The sequence below is a fragment of the Lysobacter gummosus genome (assembly GCF_001442805.1).
Taxonomy (GTDB): domain Bacteria; phylum Pseudomonadota; class Gammaproteobacteria; order Xanthomonadales; family Xanthomonadaceae; genus Lysobacter; species Lysobacter gummosus.
Window position 1 is genome coordinate 2920714 of record NZ_CP011131.1, and the last position, 17145, is coordinate 2937858.

Genomic DNA, 17145 nt, shown 5'->3' on the forward strand with positions numbered 1-17145 from the left:
CTCCGTGTAGCGGTGTCAGCGCGGTGGGATCCGGATCTGCCGCTGCGGCATCCCCGGTGGCGCGAGCGCCGGCGGCACGACGCGGTCGGCCGGCATCGCCATCGGCCGGCCCTGCGCGTCGCGCAGAATGAAATCGGGCGAAAACATCAGGATCGGTTCGATGGGTACGCCCTCGTCGGTAACCTGATGATGGCGGACGTAGCCTTGCGGCAGTTCGTAGCCTTCCGGCACCGCCAGCCCGATCAGCGGCGGACTCGTACCGGGCGGGTTGAACGCGCCCAGGCCGGTGCGCACGCCGGCCTGCTGCAAGGCCTCGATGACCTGCGCGCCGGTGGGTTCCGGATCGCCGGGCTGGAAGTAGGAAGCCAAATCGTCCGGATCGTTGCTCGGCATGTCCTGCGCTTGTCGCAACGACGCGGCTTGTTGTGTGCGGCGTGTAGATACAGACCGGTCGTCGGCCGGAGCTGTCGCCACGTCGCGATCCGTCCCAGCCTGCGTGACGACGGTGCTCACGTCGCGCACCGGTTCGCGCATCCACAGCCACGCCACCAGCGCCACCACGATCACGACGACGGCCACCACCCACGGCAGCGCCCTGCCGCGGGCAGCGGACGCTTTCGGAATCACACGCATGCCCTCGCCGTCCGCTCGGGACGGCGGGGCATGCCGATGGCGGCGCTCGGCCACGGCTCGATAGTCCGTCGCAGGCCTGGATCAGGGGCTGGCCGGCTGATAGACCGACAAGGCCCAACCCATGCGCTCGTGCCCGTACTGGTTCCAGATCGGGCTGCGGCCGTTGGTGAAGCTGGAATAACGCGGTGCGCCGCTGCCGGTGGTGCCGCCCCACAGGCCGGCCGACACCGTGCCGCCGGTGTAGGTCGGATGGGTGTCGTCGGACTGGATGTAATCGAACGAACTGGAGGACGAAACGAACTTGGTGTTGGCGTCGCGCAAGGTCGCACGCAGGGTCACCGCGGTGCGGTTGATATAGCTGGCCTCGCTTTCGCCGAGCACGTAGCGCAGCGCGTCGGAATCGATCTGGCCGTCGCCGTTGCTGTCGTAGTCCGCGCCCATGTACTGGGCGAAGCTGTCCACGCACTTGAAGCCCTTCTGGCGGGCGTATTCGCACATCCAGTAGTTCATCTTGGCGATCGCGGGCAGGAAGCGGTCGCGCATGTTCACCGTCTGGCCGGTGCCGGCGTCGGTGCACGAACTCTGCACGTTGTCGGCGTTGTAACCGGGGTAGTACAGATTCGACACCACCTTGAGCCGCGTGTTGGCGTTCGCGTTGGCGTTGATGTAGTCCATCGCCAGCGCCACGTAGGTCTTGCACGAGTTGATCGCCGCGTCCATGCCGCTGTAGTCGCAGGTTCCGGTCTGCGACTTGAACGCCGAACGCGCCTGCAGACCGTCGTTGCCGCACATCTCGAAACTCACCACGCGGGTGGACGCGGCCTGCATGTAGGAACGCTCGGCCACGATCTTGTTTTCATAGACATCGCGCGCCACCGCGCCGGACTTGGCGCGACGAACGTTTTCGATGTCGGCGTTCCAGCGCGCCGACAGGTATTCGGCGTCCACCGTCGTCGCCGAGTACTTGCCCGCATTGCTGATCGAGCCGTTGTAGCCGGCGAAGATCGAATCGCCGTAGGCGACGGATCGATACTTGGTGCTGGTGCCGGCGCGATCGATGGTCCACGACACGTTCTGGTTGAGGGTGTTGGCCATGGCGGGGGCGGTGAGCGCGAGCAGCGCCACAGCCGAAAGCAACCGCCCCGCTTTGTTGCGGAACAGAGTCTTCATCCTTAATTCCCCTTCGAGATGATGTTCGCTGCGGACACCCGTTGGTGTCCGATAAGAAAACGCGAAGTCCGACTGACGACGAGGACGCCTGGAATGTCGCGGCGTCGCTCCCCCTGCCATCGCCCCCGGACGCTAGCGTATGGTTTCAGGCGGTGCAATGTGCGCTGCAACAGCCACGCAGGGCTGCATCACGTTTTCGTACATGGCGCGCAGTGGACTGTATCCAGGCGGCCTGAAGATGCCCGGGGCTTCGCTGGCGAGGAAATTCTCCGGTGCGTCGATTCTCTTCGGCTGCGGTGAGCGATCGCAGATCGATCAATGCGGTGGACAGATTCTCCGCGCGGCCTCTTGCATGCGGGCGAGACGCTTTAAGTTTTTCAATGAGTCGTCGCTGCGAACGAGGTTCTGAAAGCAGCCGAAAATCGGCATCCAGCCTCACCACTTCTCACCGAAAAATTCACGCATCCGACCGCATGCACGACAGCGTGCAGATACCTGAACAATTTTAATTCCACATGCGTGATGCGAGTCCGGAAGCCGCGTGCGCGCGACGATTTTTCGCGTTGTTGTGCAGTGCGAGGCAGGCATACGGTGCGCTGTGGCCGCCAAGCCGGGCCACGTCCGAGGTCGCCGTCGATCGCTGCCTCGCGCAGTTGAGTGCTTCCGCAACCGTCTTTCAATTGCCCGACTCCTCTCGCTGGCCACGCCGCCACACACGGCTTGGACTGCCGGATGCGTGCGCCTGCGTCGTGGAGAAGGCCCCTCTCTCTAGGAAGGAAAGAACCATGAAACGACTGTACGGTTCCCTGGCTTTGTTATCGCTTTCGATCGGCGCCGCGATTGCCGGGCCGACGACGCTTCCGGCGGCGTTCGATCATCCGAACGTTTCGCCCATCGACAAGATCGCGCTGCGCACGATGCCCGCGGTCGACGTCGAAAAATTGAAGGCGCAAGACCGGCTGCGCGACAAGCGCGGCGATATCCCCCGCTTCGCCTTTCCGATGACGGTGGACATGACGCCGCTGAATTCCGGTGCATGGGAAGATCTCGACGCCGATCATGTGGTCTGGCGCCAGCGCGTGCGTTCGGACAAGGCGATGTCGCTGAATTTCGGCTTCACCCAGTACTACATGCCGGCCGGCGGCCGCATGCTGATTTATCCGGCGACCCAGACCAAGGGCGGCGACCGCGAACTGATCCGCGAATACACCGACCGCGACAACAATGAAATGGGCCAGCTGTGGACGGCGATCGTCCCGGGCCAGGAAGCGGTGATCGAAGTGGTGGTGCCGCGCGTCAGCGCCGGCCAACTGAAGCTGCGACTGACCAAGATCAATCACGACTATGTCGGCTTCGGCCCGCTCGCGCGTCGCATGGCTCAAGCCAGCGGCGAGAAAGGCACGTCGGGCATCTGCAATGTCGATGTGGTCTGTCCCGACGGCAACGGCCGTCGCGACATCATCCGCTCGGTGGGCGTGTATTCGAAGAACGGATCGCTGGCCTGCACCGGATCGCTGGTCAACAACACGGCCAACAACAAGAAGATGTACTTTCTCACCGCGCACCATTGCGGCATGACCACCGCGGCGGCCGCGAACAGTATCGTGGTGTACTGGAATTACCAGAACTCGACCTGTCGCGCGCCCAATACGCCGCCTAACGCGACCGACGGCGATGGACTGCTGAACCAGAGCCAGTCCGGCTCGGTGGTGCGGGCGACCTCGGCCAATTCCGATTTCACTCTGCTGGAACTCAGAACCGCGGCCAATCCCGCCTTCAATCTGTTCTGGGCCGGCTGGGACCGCCGCAACCAGAACTTCCCGAGCGCCATCGGCATCCATCATCCGAATGTCGCCGAGAAACGCATCAGCCTGTCCGTCAGCCCGACCTCGTTCGTGGCCTGGGGCGGCGGCGCCGGCACCACGCACTTGAACGTGCAATGGCAGCCCACGGGCGGTGTGACCGAGCCGGGTTCGTCGGGCTCGCCGTTGTACAGCCCTGAAAAGCGCGTGATCGGCCAGTTGCACGGTGGCCCGTCGAGCTGCAGCGCCACCGGCAGCAATCGCAGCGACCAGTACGGCCGCGTGTTCACTTCGTGGACCGGCGGCGGCACCGCGGCTACCCGCTTGAGCAATTGGCTCGATCCGGGCGCCACCGGCGCGACCTTCATCAACGGCATCAACTGATCCGAGCATCGATCGGACCGGCGAGCCGCTCCATGCCGGAGCGGCTCGCTGTGCGTGCTGAAGCCGCGAACCAATGGCCTGACCCCGCCCAGACATCGCACGCCGCAAGCGGCATGCACCCAGGCGACACACAGCGAATCAGCGACCCGTCAGGAATACTGGCGATCCACGCCGTGCGTGGCCAGCATCTGATTGACGTGAGTCAACACGTAGTGCCGATCGTCGGCTCCGGCTTCGGACAGCAGGCGATCGATCCTTCCATGCAGGAACTCGCTGAATTCCGACTCACCGCCCAATTGCCTGCGCCAAAGCGGCAGCGTGGAGCGCAGGGTGAACAGTTCCGAGGCGAGGACATTGCGGGACTTGGTCATAACGAAGGGCCTTGACCAGAAATACGGACACGCCGCGCATCATAAAGAGACCCGCGCCGCAGCAATAACGCAGCCGCCCAATTCAGAATCGGGAACTGTGATGCCGCATCACCTTTGACGAATCGTTAATGCGCGACGCGTTCGCTGCAGGCGTTACAGCAAACCCAGCTGAGCCGCTTTCAACGTAGCCGCTGCGCGCGTGGAGCACCCGAGTTTGCGAAACACGCTCTCGATATGCGTGCGCACCGTGCTGGGACTGATGGACAACTTCTGCGCCACCACCTTGTTGCTGGCGCCCAGGCTGACCCAGCGAAGGATTTCGCGCTCGCGCTCGGTCAGCAGCCCGGTCGCGGGTGCAAGCGATGGCGACGCCGTCGGCCGCCGTTTTTCGAGCAGCGCATGCACGACATCGACATCGTATCGGCCCGCGGCCGCATCGCTCAGCAGCAGATCGCCGGCGGCGGCGTCGGAATACGCCTCCCGCCAGGGCCGCGCCGAGCGCAGCGCGGCCAGCGCGGTGGCGGCGGCGAGAATGCGCGCTTCCAGCGGGATGTCGCTGCGCCTGCTTTCGCGAAAATAACCGGAGCCGTCGGCGCGTTCGTAGGCGTAGGAGGCGATCGCCGCTTCGTCGGCGAGCGAACCGATGCGTTTGGCGGCGCGACCGGTCCAGTACGGCGCCAGCCGCACGCGTTCCCACGCCCATTGCGCCAGCCGGCCGGGCGTGTCCCAGATCATGTTGGGCACGGCCGCGCGGCCCATGCCGTGAATCAGCGCGGCGCGGTACAGCCGTTGCTGGCCAGCGCCATCCAGGCCCAGCCGCACGGCCGCATTGCGCGCCAGTTCGGCGGTCCTGCGCGAGTGGCCGGTCATCCACGGCAGCTTCAAGTCGATCACGTGCGCGAGGATTTCCAACGACGTGGTGCGGCCAGCGAATGCGGCGTCGATCGAATCCGCGCCGGACAGCGCCGATTCGTCGTCGAGCGCGGCCAGCCACTGGGCGGCGTGCGCGATCGCCACCGTCGCCATCGCCTTGGGATACAAACCGTCCGCGCGCGACTCGATCAGCCGGCACGCCTGGTCCAAACCGTAGAGCCGGCTGAAAATATCCAGATCGCCGGCCAGCGAGGCCGTGTAGACGGCGGCCGGTATTTCATTGCCGCGCAAGCCTTCCGGCGCGCCGCTGCCGTCGTGGCTTTCGAACAGATGGCGGCAGGCGAACTGGGTTTCTTCGTCCAGGCCCAGTTGCGCCGCGATGTCTCCGGAGACTTCGCAATGAATCCGCGACAGCGACAAGAACGCCGAGCTTTTACCGCGCGTGCCGGCGCGAAACCCGCTGCCGGAGGACTGATTGGCGAGCAAGGCCTTGCGCCCGCCGACATCGTCGCCGAACAAGTGCGAGAACTCCGGCGCATTGGCGGTGCAACCCGACCAGCGCAGCAGCGAAACCGCGCTGGCACGCGCGACGCCGGCGCGGTCGGCGCCCAGTTCGCCGGCCAGCCGCCCCGCGATCCACGCCGCACGCGGCGAATGATCGGTGGGCTGGCCCATGGCGAGGTCGCCCACGAAGGCCAGGGCGCGGATCACATCCAGCAGGGCGACGGCGGAATCGTCCACGCGTGTCGTTCCGGTAACAAGACAAGGCGCAAGTCTATCGCCGCCACCCTCGCGCGGGCCTCGGTCATTCAACCGATGGTGCGCGCGATGAGGCGGGCCGAAGCTATGTCCCAGGTTGGTTCACCCCACCCGCCTGCCCCACCCAAGGTCCGCTCCACACACTACTTACTCCAGGAGACTCCCATGAAACTCACGACTCTCGCCCTCGCCGCGGCCGCCGCTCTGTCCGTGGCCTCCTCCGCTTATGCCGCCAAGCCCGAGGCGCCGAAGGGCGTCAAGAACATCGTACTGGTGCACGGCGCTTTCGCCGACGGCTCCGGCTGGCAGCGCGTCTACAACCGTCTGACCAAGGACGGCTACAAGGTCAGCATCGTGCAGCAGCCGACGATTACCTTCGCCGACGATGTTGCGTTCACCAAGCGCGTCATCGCCCGGCAGGACGGGCCGGTGGTGTTGGTCGGACACTCGTACGGCGGCGCAGTGATTTCCGAAGCCGGAACCGATCCGAAGGTGGAGCGCCTGGTCTACATCGCAGCCTTCGCTCCGGAAGCGGGCGAGTCGGTGCTGTCGCTGACCGCCAACCCGGCCCCGGGCGCGCCGGTTCCGCCGATCGTGCCGCCGAAGGATGGGTTCCTGCGCCTGGACCCGGCGAAGTTCGCCGCATCCTTCGCCGCCGATCTGCCGAAGGAAGACGCCGAATTCATGGCCGCCTCGCAGGTACCGTGGGGCCTGGAAGCCGCCGGCGGCAAGGTCACCGTGCCGGCGTGGAAGTCCAAGCCGAGCTGGTATCTGGTCGCCAACGACGACCGCATGATCCCGCCGCCGGTCCAGCAGACGATGGCCAAACGCGCCGGCGCGACCGTGGTCGAGGCGCCGGGCAGCCATGCGATCTATGTCTCGCGGCCCGATGTGGTCGCGAAGATCATCGAGCAGGCCGCGAACGCCAAGAAGTAAAGCGCTGTCGCCGCGCACGGGCGGCGCACGGCGGCTCGTCGCGGTGTTGCGTGCGCGCAACACCGCGCCCGGAACGCGGCGGTCGCTGTTGCGCGACTTCGGCCGATCCGCATCAACCGTAAGGTTTCCGAAAGGTCGCCGCCCTCGCCTTCGTGGACGCTGTGCTTGACCGCCGGTCAGGACGACACCGGCGAGCGGCCCGCCAGGACTCTCCATGCGGGCGAGCGTCGTCTCATCAGTGAGGACACGATCATGGCTACCATCAGCTACGCCGGTTACGGCGTTTGGAACAGCACCAACGACGTCACCAGCAAGGTCTCGCAGCAATACGCGAACAAGCAGCGCGAGTTCTGGGCCAACAACGGCGATTATGGCGATCCGGCGCCGGGCGAGCGCAAGTATCTGTACATCGTATGGAACAGCAACGGCGTGGACAGCGGCGTGGTCGGCGAAGACGACAGCCGCGGCATCGTTCTGCCCTGAACGTTCTGAATCGTCCAACGGACGATTTCGCGCGACGCCGCGCCGACCTGGATTTCCAGGTCGGCGCTTTGCTTTGCCTCACGCAGGCTCACCGCTGATCGCCGGATGAGCGTATCGAGCCTGCAACATCACAATGCGCGAGCGTGCTCTCAGTTGTCCTGGTAGTACACATTGTCGATCAGCACGTCGACATTGGCCGCCGGCGGATCCGATACGACCATGAACATCTGTTTCACCGCGCGCAGATCCAGATCGTGGAAGGCGCTGAACGGAATGCTGACCTCATGCCAGTTGCCGTCGCGCACCAGTCCGTATTGCTGGCCTCCGTTGACGAAATCGAGCCAGCTGTCGCCGAAGGAACTGTTGATGCCGATCTTGAAGGTCGACGGCGTAGTCGTGCGCATATGGAACTTCAAGCGGCCGTTGCCGAACAAGCTCATGTTCTTGTAGCCGTTCAAGGCCACGCCCAGGCCGTACCAGGCGCCGGCGTTGGCGCGGTAGGCCATCAGCTGATTGCCTTCGAACGCGGACGCGGAAATCGGCGTGAGGTTGTTCCACAGCCACAGATTGGCGTCGCCGTTGTAGTTCAGGCGGGCGTTCATGTCGGCGCGCTCGGTGTAGACGCCGAACTTGCCGCTGGGCGGATTGGCGCCGGTGTACAGCTCGCTGCCCGGGTTCTGGTACAGGCGGATGTAATCGATCTCCATCTTGCCCGGCAGCGGCGCGGTGATCGCGTTGTTGCTCATCACCCCGGTGTAGCTACCACCCACCGCAAGATTGAGCAACACGTAATACTGCTGGTGGAACTCATGCAGCGAGGCGCCCTCGATGTTGGAGATGGCGAATTCGAGGTACTGCTGGCCGTCGATGGACACGCGGATGAACTGCGGGTCCCAGCTCATGCGATAGGTGTGGAAACCGCCGTTGAGGTCGCTGGCGCTGTTGTAGTCCAGGCCGTAGTCGGCCTGCGAGCCGTTATAGTCCCAATGCACGGCCGCGCCGACGCGGCGGTTGGTCACGCCGGCGGCGATCGCCGCGGCCGAGCCCATTTCCAGCAGATCGATCTCGCCGCGCGCCGGCCAGTTGCCGATCGTGCCGAGCATCCAGTACGCCGGCCACAGGCCGTTGCGCAGGTCGGGCACCTTGATCCGCGCTTCCAGCGTGCCGTACTTGAAATGCATGCGGCCTTCGGTCTTCAGGCGCGCCGAGGTGAACACGCGGCTGCCGAAGTTCTCGCGCCGCGCTTCGATGACCAGATTGCCGTTTTCGATGCGCGCGTTTTCCGGACGGCTGGTGTAGTACTGCAATTCGCTGTTGCCCCAGCCGCAGATGCCCAGCTGGCAGCCGTCGCCGACGTCGTAGATCCATTTGTTGCCGTCGATCGACGGGCCGTTGAAGTTGTCTTCCCACACCAGGGTCTGGGCGGAAGCATCGGATGAAACCATCAGGCTGCCGCCGGCGATCAAAGCGGCGGCAGCGAGCGTGTAAGCGCGTGAGACGTTCATTGGACAGCTCCGGCTTGCGAGGGGTCGGCCTGTGCGCCGGCGTCGGAAGACGGCCCGGCGACAGGTTCGCGGCCGAAACTGGATTCGCATGACAGCGCTGTCAATCTCTGTCATGCGGCATGTGTTTTTTGCGGGGCCGGCTTCACATTCCCGATGTGGGCTGGTTGGTAGTCCGCGCAGGCGCGAGACGCAAGCGTGTTGCACGACAGCACGGCTTGCGAACAGCAGCCGATGCCCGCAAAGCCGCGCCGGTGGCGGATAATCGCGCTCCCATCGCCCTCGCCGTCTTCATGAACCTGCCCATTCGCCGCTGGCTGTCGCCGGCATCGCTGCTGATCGCCCTGCTGTTCGCCGTCGCGCTGCCGGCGCCGGCGCTGGATCTGCCGCAACGCTGGATCCACGGCGCCGTCGGCGAACCGAGCCTGCAGGTGCAGCAGGCGGCGCCCGGGCTGTGGGTGTTGCGCCAGTCCAAGGCGAGCAACTTCGAAGCGCCGTTCATGTATTTGATCGCCGGAAATCAGCGCGCCCTGCTCCTCGATACCGGCGCCGAGCCCGCGGCCGGCGGCGCGCTGCCGCTGCGCGCCACCGTCGACCGTCTGCTGGCGCAGTGGCAACGCGAGCATGGGTTGAGCTCGCTGCCGTTGGTGATCGCGCACAGCCACGGCCATCGCGATCACGTCCACGGCGACGCGCAATTTCGCGACCGCGCCGATACCCGCATCGTCGGCATCGAGCCGGCGCAGGTAGCGGCGTTCTTCGGGCTCGATCGCTGGCCCGAGGGTCGGGCGCAGTTCGATCTCGGCCATCGCGCGCTCACCGTAGTGCCGCTGCCCGGACACGAGCCGGCGCATATCGCGATCTACGACGCCGGCAGCGCGACCTTGCTCAGCGGCGACAGCCTCTATCCCGGACTGCTGACCGTGCGCGACTGGCAGGCCTATCGCGCCAGCGCACGGCGTCTGGCCGAGTTCGCGCGCACGCACCGGATCGACCACGTGCTCGGCGCTCATATCGAAATGGGCGCCACGCCCGGGCAGTTGTATCCCCTGGGCAGCGCCAATCAGCCCGACGAACACGCGCTGTCGCTGAGCGCGAAGCAACTGGCGCAGTGGCAGCGCACGGTCGAAGGCCTCGGCGATTTCGTGCAGGAGCACGGCGGCGCGGATTTCGCCTTCGCCCGCATCGCCCAGCCGGACGAATTCGCCGACAAGCCCAATACCCACGGCATGCTGGTGGTCGGCGTCGAGGCGGTGTATCTGTCGCATCTGCCGATGTTCCACCGGCCGCACAACTATCAGCTGATCTTCGAAGCCGCGCTGCCCGACGTCGCGCTGCGGACTTACCGCGCCGACGCCAAGGCGCATCCGGGCGAGTACTACACCCTGGCGCCGACCGCGCAATGGGTGCTGCCGGAAACCATCCGCCCCGACGGCCATTTCAAGGCCGATCTGTACCGCGGCCACTTCGAGCGCGGCGGCACGCCGATCGCCTCCAACATCGAAGTCGGCGTGCGCCGGATCGTGCATTTCCGCCGCTTCGAGCCCGGGCGCAAGCCGCAGCCGGCGCAATGGATCGGTTTCGGCCGCGCCGGCGAGCGCTTCCTGGCCCATCGCCTGGAAGGTCCGCCGGACATGGACCAGATCGTGCAGGTGTCGGGCGCACGCGGCGCGGATGCGGCGGCCGAGGATCAGGCGGTGGTGCGCGACGGCAAGATCGCCACGCCGAGCGGCGAGTTGCATAAGCGCGACCGGATCGGCGGGCTGCGTGTGCAGCGGGTCGTTTACACCGAATACGGCGATGTCGCCGAGTGAGTGCGGCCTGCGTTCGCGCCGCAACCTTCCCACGATGCCGACGCCGCGATCTCACGAACGCTTAACCTCAAGCACGCGCGAATGCTTGAAACTGTCGCCGACGTGCACCATTCTTGGCCGCACTCGAACCGGCGCCCCATGACCTATCCCTCGCTACTGCTGCGCTTGCTGCTGATCGTCGCGCTGAGCCTGAACGGCTACGCGGCGGCGGCGATGTCGGTCGGCGGCGGGCATGCGATGTTCATGGGCAAGCCCAAGGCGGTCGCATCGGCGCAGGTCGCGGACAGCGCGGAATGCCACGACGGCGCGGGCATGGCGGCGATGATGCACGACGGGCCAGTCCCGATGGCGATGCATCACGGCGCGGGCGGCTCCGATCCGCAACCGGCCAAACCCGATCCGAATTCTCCCGATCCCAACCAGCACGGCGACGACTGCTGCGGCAAGTTCCGTTGCCAATGCGACTGTCTGCAGGCGGTGGCGATCGTGCGCATCGAGCTGCCGGCGCCGCCGCAGCTGTCCAACGCTCCGCTCGCGCTGCCGCGCGAGGCCGCCGCGCCCAGCGGCGTGCTGAGCCTGCCGATACGGCCTCCGATCGCCTGATCGCCGCGCCGGGTTCGTCCCGGCTGCACGGTTCGACGGGTCTGTGTCGCGCGTAATCGCGATGCCGGCGTGGCTGAATCGTTCGTTCGCGCGGGCCCATCGCCGCTATCGCGGCCTTGCGCCGGCCCGCGCGCATCGCGAGACTGATCGCGACTCTTCCCCATAGGAAGATTCTGATGAACCGATTTTTTTCCAACAACGGCGAACCCGCCGATGCCGGACGGCGCCGTTTCGTCGCCGGCCTCGCCGCCGGCGGCGCGGTCGCCGGCAGCGGCCTGTGGCGCGGCGTGCATGCCTCCCCTGCCCTGGCGCAGTCTCCGCGCGTGCTCAGCGGCAACCAGTTCGATCTGTCGATCGGCGAGGCCACGGTGAATTTCACCGGCCGCACGCGTCCGGCCATCACCGTCAACGGCAGCCTGCCCGCGCCGATCCTGCGCTGGCGCGAAGGCGACACGGTGACCTTGCGCGTCGCCAACCGCCTGCGCGAAGGCATGGGTTCGATCCATTGGCACGGGTTGATCCTGCCGGCCAACATGGACGGCGTGCCGGGGCTGAGCTTCGACGGCATCCATCCGGGCGAGAGCTACGTCTATCGATTCCACGTTGGCCAGTCGGGCACTTACTGGTATCACAGCCATTCGCTGTTCCAGGAACAGGCCGGCTTGTACGGCGCGATAGTGATCGATCCGCGCGAGCCGGCGCCCTACCACTACGACCGCGAGCACGTGCTGCTGCTGTCGGATTGGACCGATGTCGATCCGGCCGCGCTGTTCCGCCGGCTGAAGAAGATGTCCAGCTACGACAACTACTACAAGCGCACCGTCGGCGATTTCATGCGCGACGCGCGCGAACGCGGGCTGGCGCAGACGCTGCGCGACCGCGGCGAATGGGGCCGCATGCGCATGACCCCGACCGATCTGTCCGACGTCAACGCCCACACCTACACCTATCTGCTCAACGGCGTCACCCCGGCGGGCAACTGGACCGGCCTGTTCCGGCCCGGCGAGAAAGTCCTGCTGCGTTTCATCAACGGCTCGGCGATGACCTACTTCGACGTGCGCATTCCAGGGCTGAAGATGACCGTGGTGGCGGCCGACGGGCAGTACATCCATCCGGTCAGCGTCGATGAGTTCCGCATCGCGGTGGCGGAAACCTTCGACGTATTGGTCGAACCCTCGGGCCAGGACGCGTACATGATCTTCGCCCAGGACAACGCCCGCACCGGTTACGTGCGCGGCACCCTGGCGGTGCGCGAAGGCTTGCAGGCGGACGTGCCGCGCAACGATCCGCGACCGCTGATGACGATGGACGACATGGGTCACGGCGGCATGAGCGGCGGCCACGACATGTCGAAGATGAAAGGCATGGAAGGCGGCTGCGGCGCGAACATGGGCATGGCCGGCATGGATCATTCCGCGCCCGCCATGGCCGGCGACATGGCCGGCATGGATCACGGCGCGATGGGCAAGGCTCCGGCGCAAGGCGACCCGCGCCTGATCGACATGCGCGCGATGACCACTTCGGCCAAGCTCGACGATCCCGGCATAGGCCTGCGCGACAACGGCCGCAAGGTGCTGACCTACAGCGATCTGCGCAGCCTGTTCGACGATCCCGACGGCCGCGAACCCGGCCGCGAGATCGAGCTGCATCTGACCGGGCATATGGAGAAATTCGCCTGGTCCTTCGACGGGCAGAAATTCATGGGCGCCGAGCCGATCCGGCTGACCTACGGCGAACGCCTGCGCATCGTGCTGGTCAACGACACCATGATGACCCACCCGATCCATCTGCACGGCCTGTGGAGCGATCTGGAAAACGAACAAGGCCAGTTCCAGGTGCGCAAGCACACCATCGACATGCCGCCGGGAACGCGCCGCAGCTACCGCGTGCGCGCCGACGCGCTCGGCCGCTGGGCCTATCACTGCCATCTGCTCTACCACATGGAAGCCGGGATGATGCGCGAAGTGAGGGTCGAGGAATGAAGACGACCGCGCGCATTTCTAGTTTCGCAGGCACGGCGCTCGCGTTGGGGCTGTCCGTGGCCGGCGCCGCGCAGGCGCAAAGCCACGATCATGCGGCGATGCAGGCGCAGAGCCGGAAGGCCGATGCCTCCAAGCCGGTCGATCATTCGAAGATGGATCACTCGAAGATGGATCATTCGGCCATGCCCGCGCCGAAGCAGGATCAGGCCGCGACCGATCACTCCGGCATGGATCATTCCGGCATGGATCAGGGCAACATGGACCACAGCGGCATGGATCACAGCGGCATGAAGCCGGCCGCCAGGCCCGACGCGCCGAGCGAGCCGCGCGAACCCATCCCCACGCCGACCGAAGCCGATCGCGCCGCGGCGTTTCCGCCGTTGTCGCGTCACATGCAGCACGCCTCCGAGCTTAATCACTATCTGCTGTTCAACCGCCTGGAAGCGGCCGACGTCGATCACGGCAGCGCGCAAGCCTGGGAAGCGCAGGGCTGGATCGGCAACGACACCGACCGGCTGTGGCTGCGCAGCGAGGGCGAACGCGAACGCGGACACACCGAATCGGCCGACCTGGAAGTGCTGTACGGCCGTGCGATCTCGCCGTGGTGGGACGTGGTGGTCGGCGCCAGGCACGATTTCCTGCCGCGACAGTCGCAAAGCTGGGCCGCGATCGGCGTGCAGGGCATGTCGCCGTACAAGTTCGAGATCGCCGCGACCGCCTACGTCGGCGACTCCGGTCGCAGCGCCCTGAACTTCGAAGCCGAGTACGAATTGCTGCTGACCAACCGGTTGATCCTGCAGCCTCTGATCGAGGTCGACCTGTTCGGCAGCGACGATCCGCGCCGCGGCATCGGCTCGGGCCTGAGCACGGTCGAAGCCGGCTTGCGTCTGCGCTACGAGTTCACGCGGCGGTTCGCGCCCTATGTCGGCATCAGCCGCGAGCGCGCGTTCGGCGGCACGGCGGATTACCGCCGCGCCGACGGCGAGGACATCGACGACACCCGCGTGGTCGCGGGCCTACGGGTTTGGTTCTGACGAGGTCGTAATGAACAAGACGATACGAGGAACGTTGCGGCTGAGCGCCGCGACGCTGGCGGCGCTCGGCCTGGTGGCGGGCGCGTTGTGGTGGGGCGTGTACGACGTCGGCGCGGATGCGCCGCATACCAGGCCGGTGTACGCCGTGCTGGAGCTCGCACGCGAGCGATCGGTGGCGATGCGCGCGATGCAGCTGAGCGTGCCCGCGCTCGACGACGAAGCCCGCATCCGCAACGGCGCGGGCAACTACCAGGCCATGTGCGCGGGCTGCCATCTGGCTCCGGGCATGGCCCCCAGCGAGTTGTCGCGAGGGCTGTATCCGGCGCCGCCGAATCTGTCCGCGCGGCAGGTGGATGCGGCCGCCGCGTTCTGGACCATCAAGCATGGGATCAAGGCCTCCGGCATGCCGGCCTGGGGCGCGAGCATGGGCGATGAACACATCTGGGACCTGGTCGCGTTCCTGGGCAGGTTGCCCGCGCTGGACGCGGCGCAATACCGCGATCTGGTCGCGCGCAGCGGCGGGCATTCGCACGGCGGCGGCGAAACCGGCGACGACGATCGTCACGCGACGATGCCGTCGGACGCGCCGGGCCAGCCGCCGCATCCGCACGGCGAACACGACGCCCCCGCGCAGCCTGCAGCGGACCACGGTCACGAAGCGGCCCCGCCGCCGGGCGCCAAACCGGCCGAGTCGCCGCGGAACCGTGAACACGGACACGCGCACGGCCATTGACCCGCACGCCGCCGCGCCCGGCCGCTCGCCGGGCGCGGCGGCGGCGAGGTTCCGACCGTTCCCGTGGCTATGATGAACACGTCCCGGCGGCGGTTTGGGCGCGCCGGCCGACACGTTATGATGGCCGCAGAACGTACCGGCACAGCCGAGGAAGCACCATGTCGATCAATTCCAAGGCCCGCCGCGACGCCAAGAAACGCAAACTCGCCAAGGCCCGCAACACGCCGCTGCCGATCGCCGGCACCCGCATCGAGCCGCACGCGGAACTGCGCGACGCCCAGGGCCGCCTGCTCGGCGGCATCGTCCGCCGCGAGGGCGAATGGACCCTGGGCCTGGGCGGCCGCATCGTCGGCGGCTCCGACAGCGCGGCACGGGTGCTGGCCCTGCTCGAACGCGCCGCGACCATGCACCGCAACGAAGGCCGCGAGGTCAGCCTGGGCTGTTCCAGCGCGCTGCGCATCGCCGCGCAGAGCGAAGTGGCCGAGCGCGGCCTGAGTTTCGAACAGTTCCAGCTGGAACTGGAGAAAGAGCTGGCGATCGACCCGGTGCCGGCCCTCAACGTCGTCCAGGGCGGCAGCGAAGTCCGGCACTGACTCATTCAGCGCCGCTCGCCGCGCCGCGCAATCACCTTGCGATTACACCGCGCCGGCTTTGCTAGGCGCATGCCTCGCCTGCCCCGCTGCCCGTGGACCTGAAAAGCGGATACCCGTTCTGGGCGATCCGCAACGGCCTGATGCACGCGTTCCCGCGCCTGCAGCAGGATCTGCGCTGCGAGGTGGCGGTGATCGGCGGCGGCATCAGCGGCGCGCTGATCGCCGACGAACTGGCCGCGCACGGGTTCCAGGTGGCGGTGATCGAGCAACGCGACGCCGGCTGGGGCAGCACCGCGGCCAGCACGGCGCTGCTGCAGTATGAGATCGACACCCACCTGATCGACCTGTGCGCGCGCTACGGCGAGACCTTGGCGGCTCGGGCCTATCTGGCCTGTGCACAGGCCATCGGCGATCTGCGCACCGTCGCGCGCGACCTGCGCGATGTCGATTTCCGCGATCAATCCAGCCTGTACTACGCCAGCAAGCCCGCTCACGTGGCGGTGCTGCGCGAGGAAGCGGCGCTGCGCGCCCGCCACGGCCTGCGCCTGCGCTGGCTCGACGCCGAGGCGCTGGCGTCGGACTACGGCCTGCGCGCGCCCGGCGCGATCCTCAGCGAATGCGCGGCGTCGGTGGACCCGTACCGGATGAGCCTGCGGCTGCTGGCGCGACTGCGCAAACGCGGCGCGCAGGTGTTCGATCGCAGCCGCATCGAACGAATGCAGGCGGGATCGCGCTCGGTCGAGCTGATCAGCAGCGATGGCGTGCGCGTGCGCGCCGAGCACGTCGTGGTCGCCGCCGGTTATGCCGGACAGCAGTGGATCGATCGGCGCCTGGCGCGCAACCGCAGCAGCTACGCCTTCGTCACCGATCCGTTGCCGGCCGCGGAATTGCAGGCGCTGAAAGACACCATGGTGTGGGAATCGGCGCGTCCGTACCTGTACATGCGCAGCACCGGCGACGGCCGGCTGGTGGTCGGCGGCTGCGACGACGCCATCGACATTCCGGCCAGGCGCGATCGCCGGGTCGAGTCGCGGGCGAAGAAACTCGTGCGCAAGGTCGGCGAGCGTTTGCCGCGGCTGGAACTGCAACCGGCCTTCGCCTGGGCCGGCACCTTCGCCGAAACCGCCGACGGTTTGCCCTGGTTCGGCCCGCATCCGCAGCATGGGCCCCGGGTGCAGTTCGCGATGGCCTACGGCGGTAACGGCATCACCTACAGCATGATCGGTGCTGGCCTGCTGCGTGCGCGCATCCAGCGGCGCAAGCATCCGTTGGCGAATCTGTTCTCGTTCGAGCGGCTGAAGTAATGCCGGCATGCAGATTGCGCGGTGAGCTGAGCCAAGAGCATCGGGTCTGAAAGGCTCTCTCACCACAGGCCTCGTGGCTCCGAAGTTTTTTGTGGGAGGGCCTTTCAGGCCCGATGCCTTTCGCTCAGATCGCGACGGCCTCTACCCAGCTCCGCAAGCGCGTGCCGGA

At 66.7% G+C, this 17145-nt stretch carries 15 protein-coding genes; 10 read left to right on the top strand and 5 right to left on the bottom strand.

Annotated features, from left to right (window positions below; genetic code table 11):
* Nucleotides 1–15: 15 nt before the first annotated feature.
* Nucleotides 16–633 carry a hypothetical protein gene (locus LG3211_RS11780; RefSeq protein ID WP_057943016.1) on the bottom strand — a complete coding sequence of 206 codons (618 nt, stop codon included), beginning with the start codon at nucleotides 631–633 and terminating at the stop codon, nucleotides 16–18.
* A gap of 81 nt (nucleotides 634–714) precedes the next feature.
* The gene (locus LG3211_RS11785; RefSeq protein ID WP_057943017.1) at nucleotides 715–1803 is read right to left on the bottom strand and encodes a hypothetical protein; all 1089 of its coding nucleotides are present in this window, start codon (nucleotides 1801–1803) and stop codon (nucleotides 715–717) included.
* A 515-nt stretch (nucleotides 1804–2318) separates the two neighbouring features.
* On the opposite strand from LG3211_RS11785, the gene LG3211_RS11790 reads away from it, so the two are divergent.
* On the top strand, nucleotides 2319–3989 hold the full coding sequence (locus tag LG3211_RS11790; protein WP_148648872.1) for a trypsin-like serine peptidase: 1671 nt from the start codon (nucleotides 2319–2321) through the stop codon (nucleotides 3987–3989).
* 149 nt (nucleotides 3990–4138) lie between these two features.
* On the opposite strand, the gene LG3211_RS11795 is transcribed toward LG3211_RS11790, so the two are convergent.
* Together LG3211_RS11795 and LG3211_RS11800 are read right to left on the bottom strand one after the other, a co-directional pair.
* The gene (locus LG3211_RS11795) at nucleotides 4139–4360 is read right to left on the bottom strand and encodes a hypothetical protein (protein ID WP_057943019.1); all 222 of its coding nucleotides are present in this window, start codon (nucleotides 4358–4360) and stop codon (nucleotides 4139–4141) included.
* 153 nt (nucleotides 4361–4513) lie between these two features.
* Nucleotides 4514–5974, bottom strand: coding sequence for an HD domain-containing phosphohydrolase (locus LG3211_RS11800; protein ID WP_057943020.1), 1461 nt, complete (start codon nucleotides 5972–5974; stop codon nucleotides 4514–4516).
* A 183-nt stretch (nucleotides 5975–6157) separates the two neighbouring features.
* On the opposite strand from LG3211_RS11800, the gene LG3211_RS11805 reads away from it, so the two are divergent.
* Complete coding sequence (locus LG3211_RS11805; RefSeq protein ID WP_083512487.1) at nucleotides 6158–6928, top strand: alpha/beta fold hydrolase; 771 nt, start codon at nucleotides 6158–6160, stop codon at nucleotides 6926–6928.
* Between the two features lie 252 nt (nucleotides 6929–7180).
* Nucleotides 7181–7411 carry a hypothetical protein gene (locus LG3211_RS11810; RefSeq protein ID WP_057943021.1) on the top strand — a complete coding sequence of 77 codons (231 nt, stop codon included), beginning with the start codon at nucleotides 7181–7183 and terminating at the stop codon, nucleotides 7409–7411.
* A gap of 149 nt (nucleotides 7412–7560) precedes the next feature.
* Here LG3211_RS11810 and LG3211_RS11815 read toward each other — a convergent pair whose 3' ends face one another.
* Nucleotides 7561–8916 carry a glycoside hydrolase family 16 protein gene (locus LG3211_RS11815; protein ID WP_083512488.1) on the bottom strand — a complete coding sequence of 452 codons (1356 nt, stop codon included), beginning with the start codon at nucleotides 8914–8916 and terminating at the stop codon, nucleotides 7561–7563.
* Nucleotides 8917–9206: 290 nt separating this feature from the next.
* On the opposite strand from LG3211_RS11815, the gene LG3211_RS11820 reads away from it, so the two are divergent.
* The 7 genes from LG3211_RS11820 to LG3211_RS11850 all read left to right on the top strand — a co-directional run bounded on the left by LG3211_RS11820 (nucleotide 9207) and on the right by LG3211_RS11850 (nucleotide 16976).
* Complete coding sequence (locus tag LG3211_RS11820; RefSeq protein ID WP_057943022.1) at nucleotides 9207–10727, top strand: MBL fold metallo-hydrolase; 1521 nt, start codon at nucleotides 9207–9209, stop codon at nucleotides 10725–10727.
* 138 nt (nucleotides 10728–10865) lie between these two features.
* Nucleotides 10866–11330 carry a CopL family metal-binding regulatory protein gene (locus LG3211_RS11825; RefSeq protein WP_057943023.1) on the top strand — a complete coding sequence of 155 codons (465 nt, stop codon included), beginning with the start codon at nucleotides 10866–10868 and terminating at the stop codon, nucleotides 11328–11330.
* A 176-nt stretch (nucleotides 11331–11506) separates the two neighbouring features.
* Entirely contained in the window at nucleotides 11507–13312 is a 1806-nt protein-coding gene (locus LG3211_RS11830) for a copper resistance system multicopper oxidase (protein ID WP_057943024.1), read from the top strand.
* Nucleotides 13309–14346, top strand: coding sequence for a copper resistance protein B (locus tag LG3211_RS11835; RefSeq protein ID WP_057943025.1), 1038 nt, complete (start codon nucleotides 13309–13311; stop codon nucleotides 14344–14346). Before LG3211_RS11830 ends, LG3211_RS11835 begins: the two co-directional genes overlap by 4 nt.
* Before the next feature lie 10 nt (nucleotides 14347–14356).
* Nucleotides 14357–15079 (top strand): c-type cytochrome, encoded by a 723-nt coding sequence (locus tag LG3211_RS11840; RefSeq protein ID WP_057943026.1) that lies wholly within the window; start codon nucleotides 14357–14359, stop codon nucleotides 15077–15079.
* A gap of 158 nt (nucleotides 15080–15237) precedes the next feature.
* Complete coding sequence (locus LG3211_RS11845; RefSeq protein ID WP_057943027.1) at nucleotides 15238–15672, top strand: hypothetical protein; 435 nt, start codon at nucleotides 15238–15240, stop codon at nucleotides 15670–15672.
* Nucleotides 15673–15764: 92 nt separating this feature from the next.
* The gene (locus tag LG3211_RS11850) at nucleotides 15765–16976 is read left to right on the top strand and encodes an NAD(P)/FAD-dependent oxidoreductase (RefSeq protein WP_057943028.1); all 1212 of its coding nucleotides are present in this window, start codon (nucleotides 15765–15767) and stop codon (nucleotides 16974–16976) included.
* The last annotated feature ends 169 nt before the right edge of the window (nucleotides 16977–17145 follow it).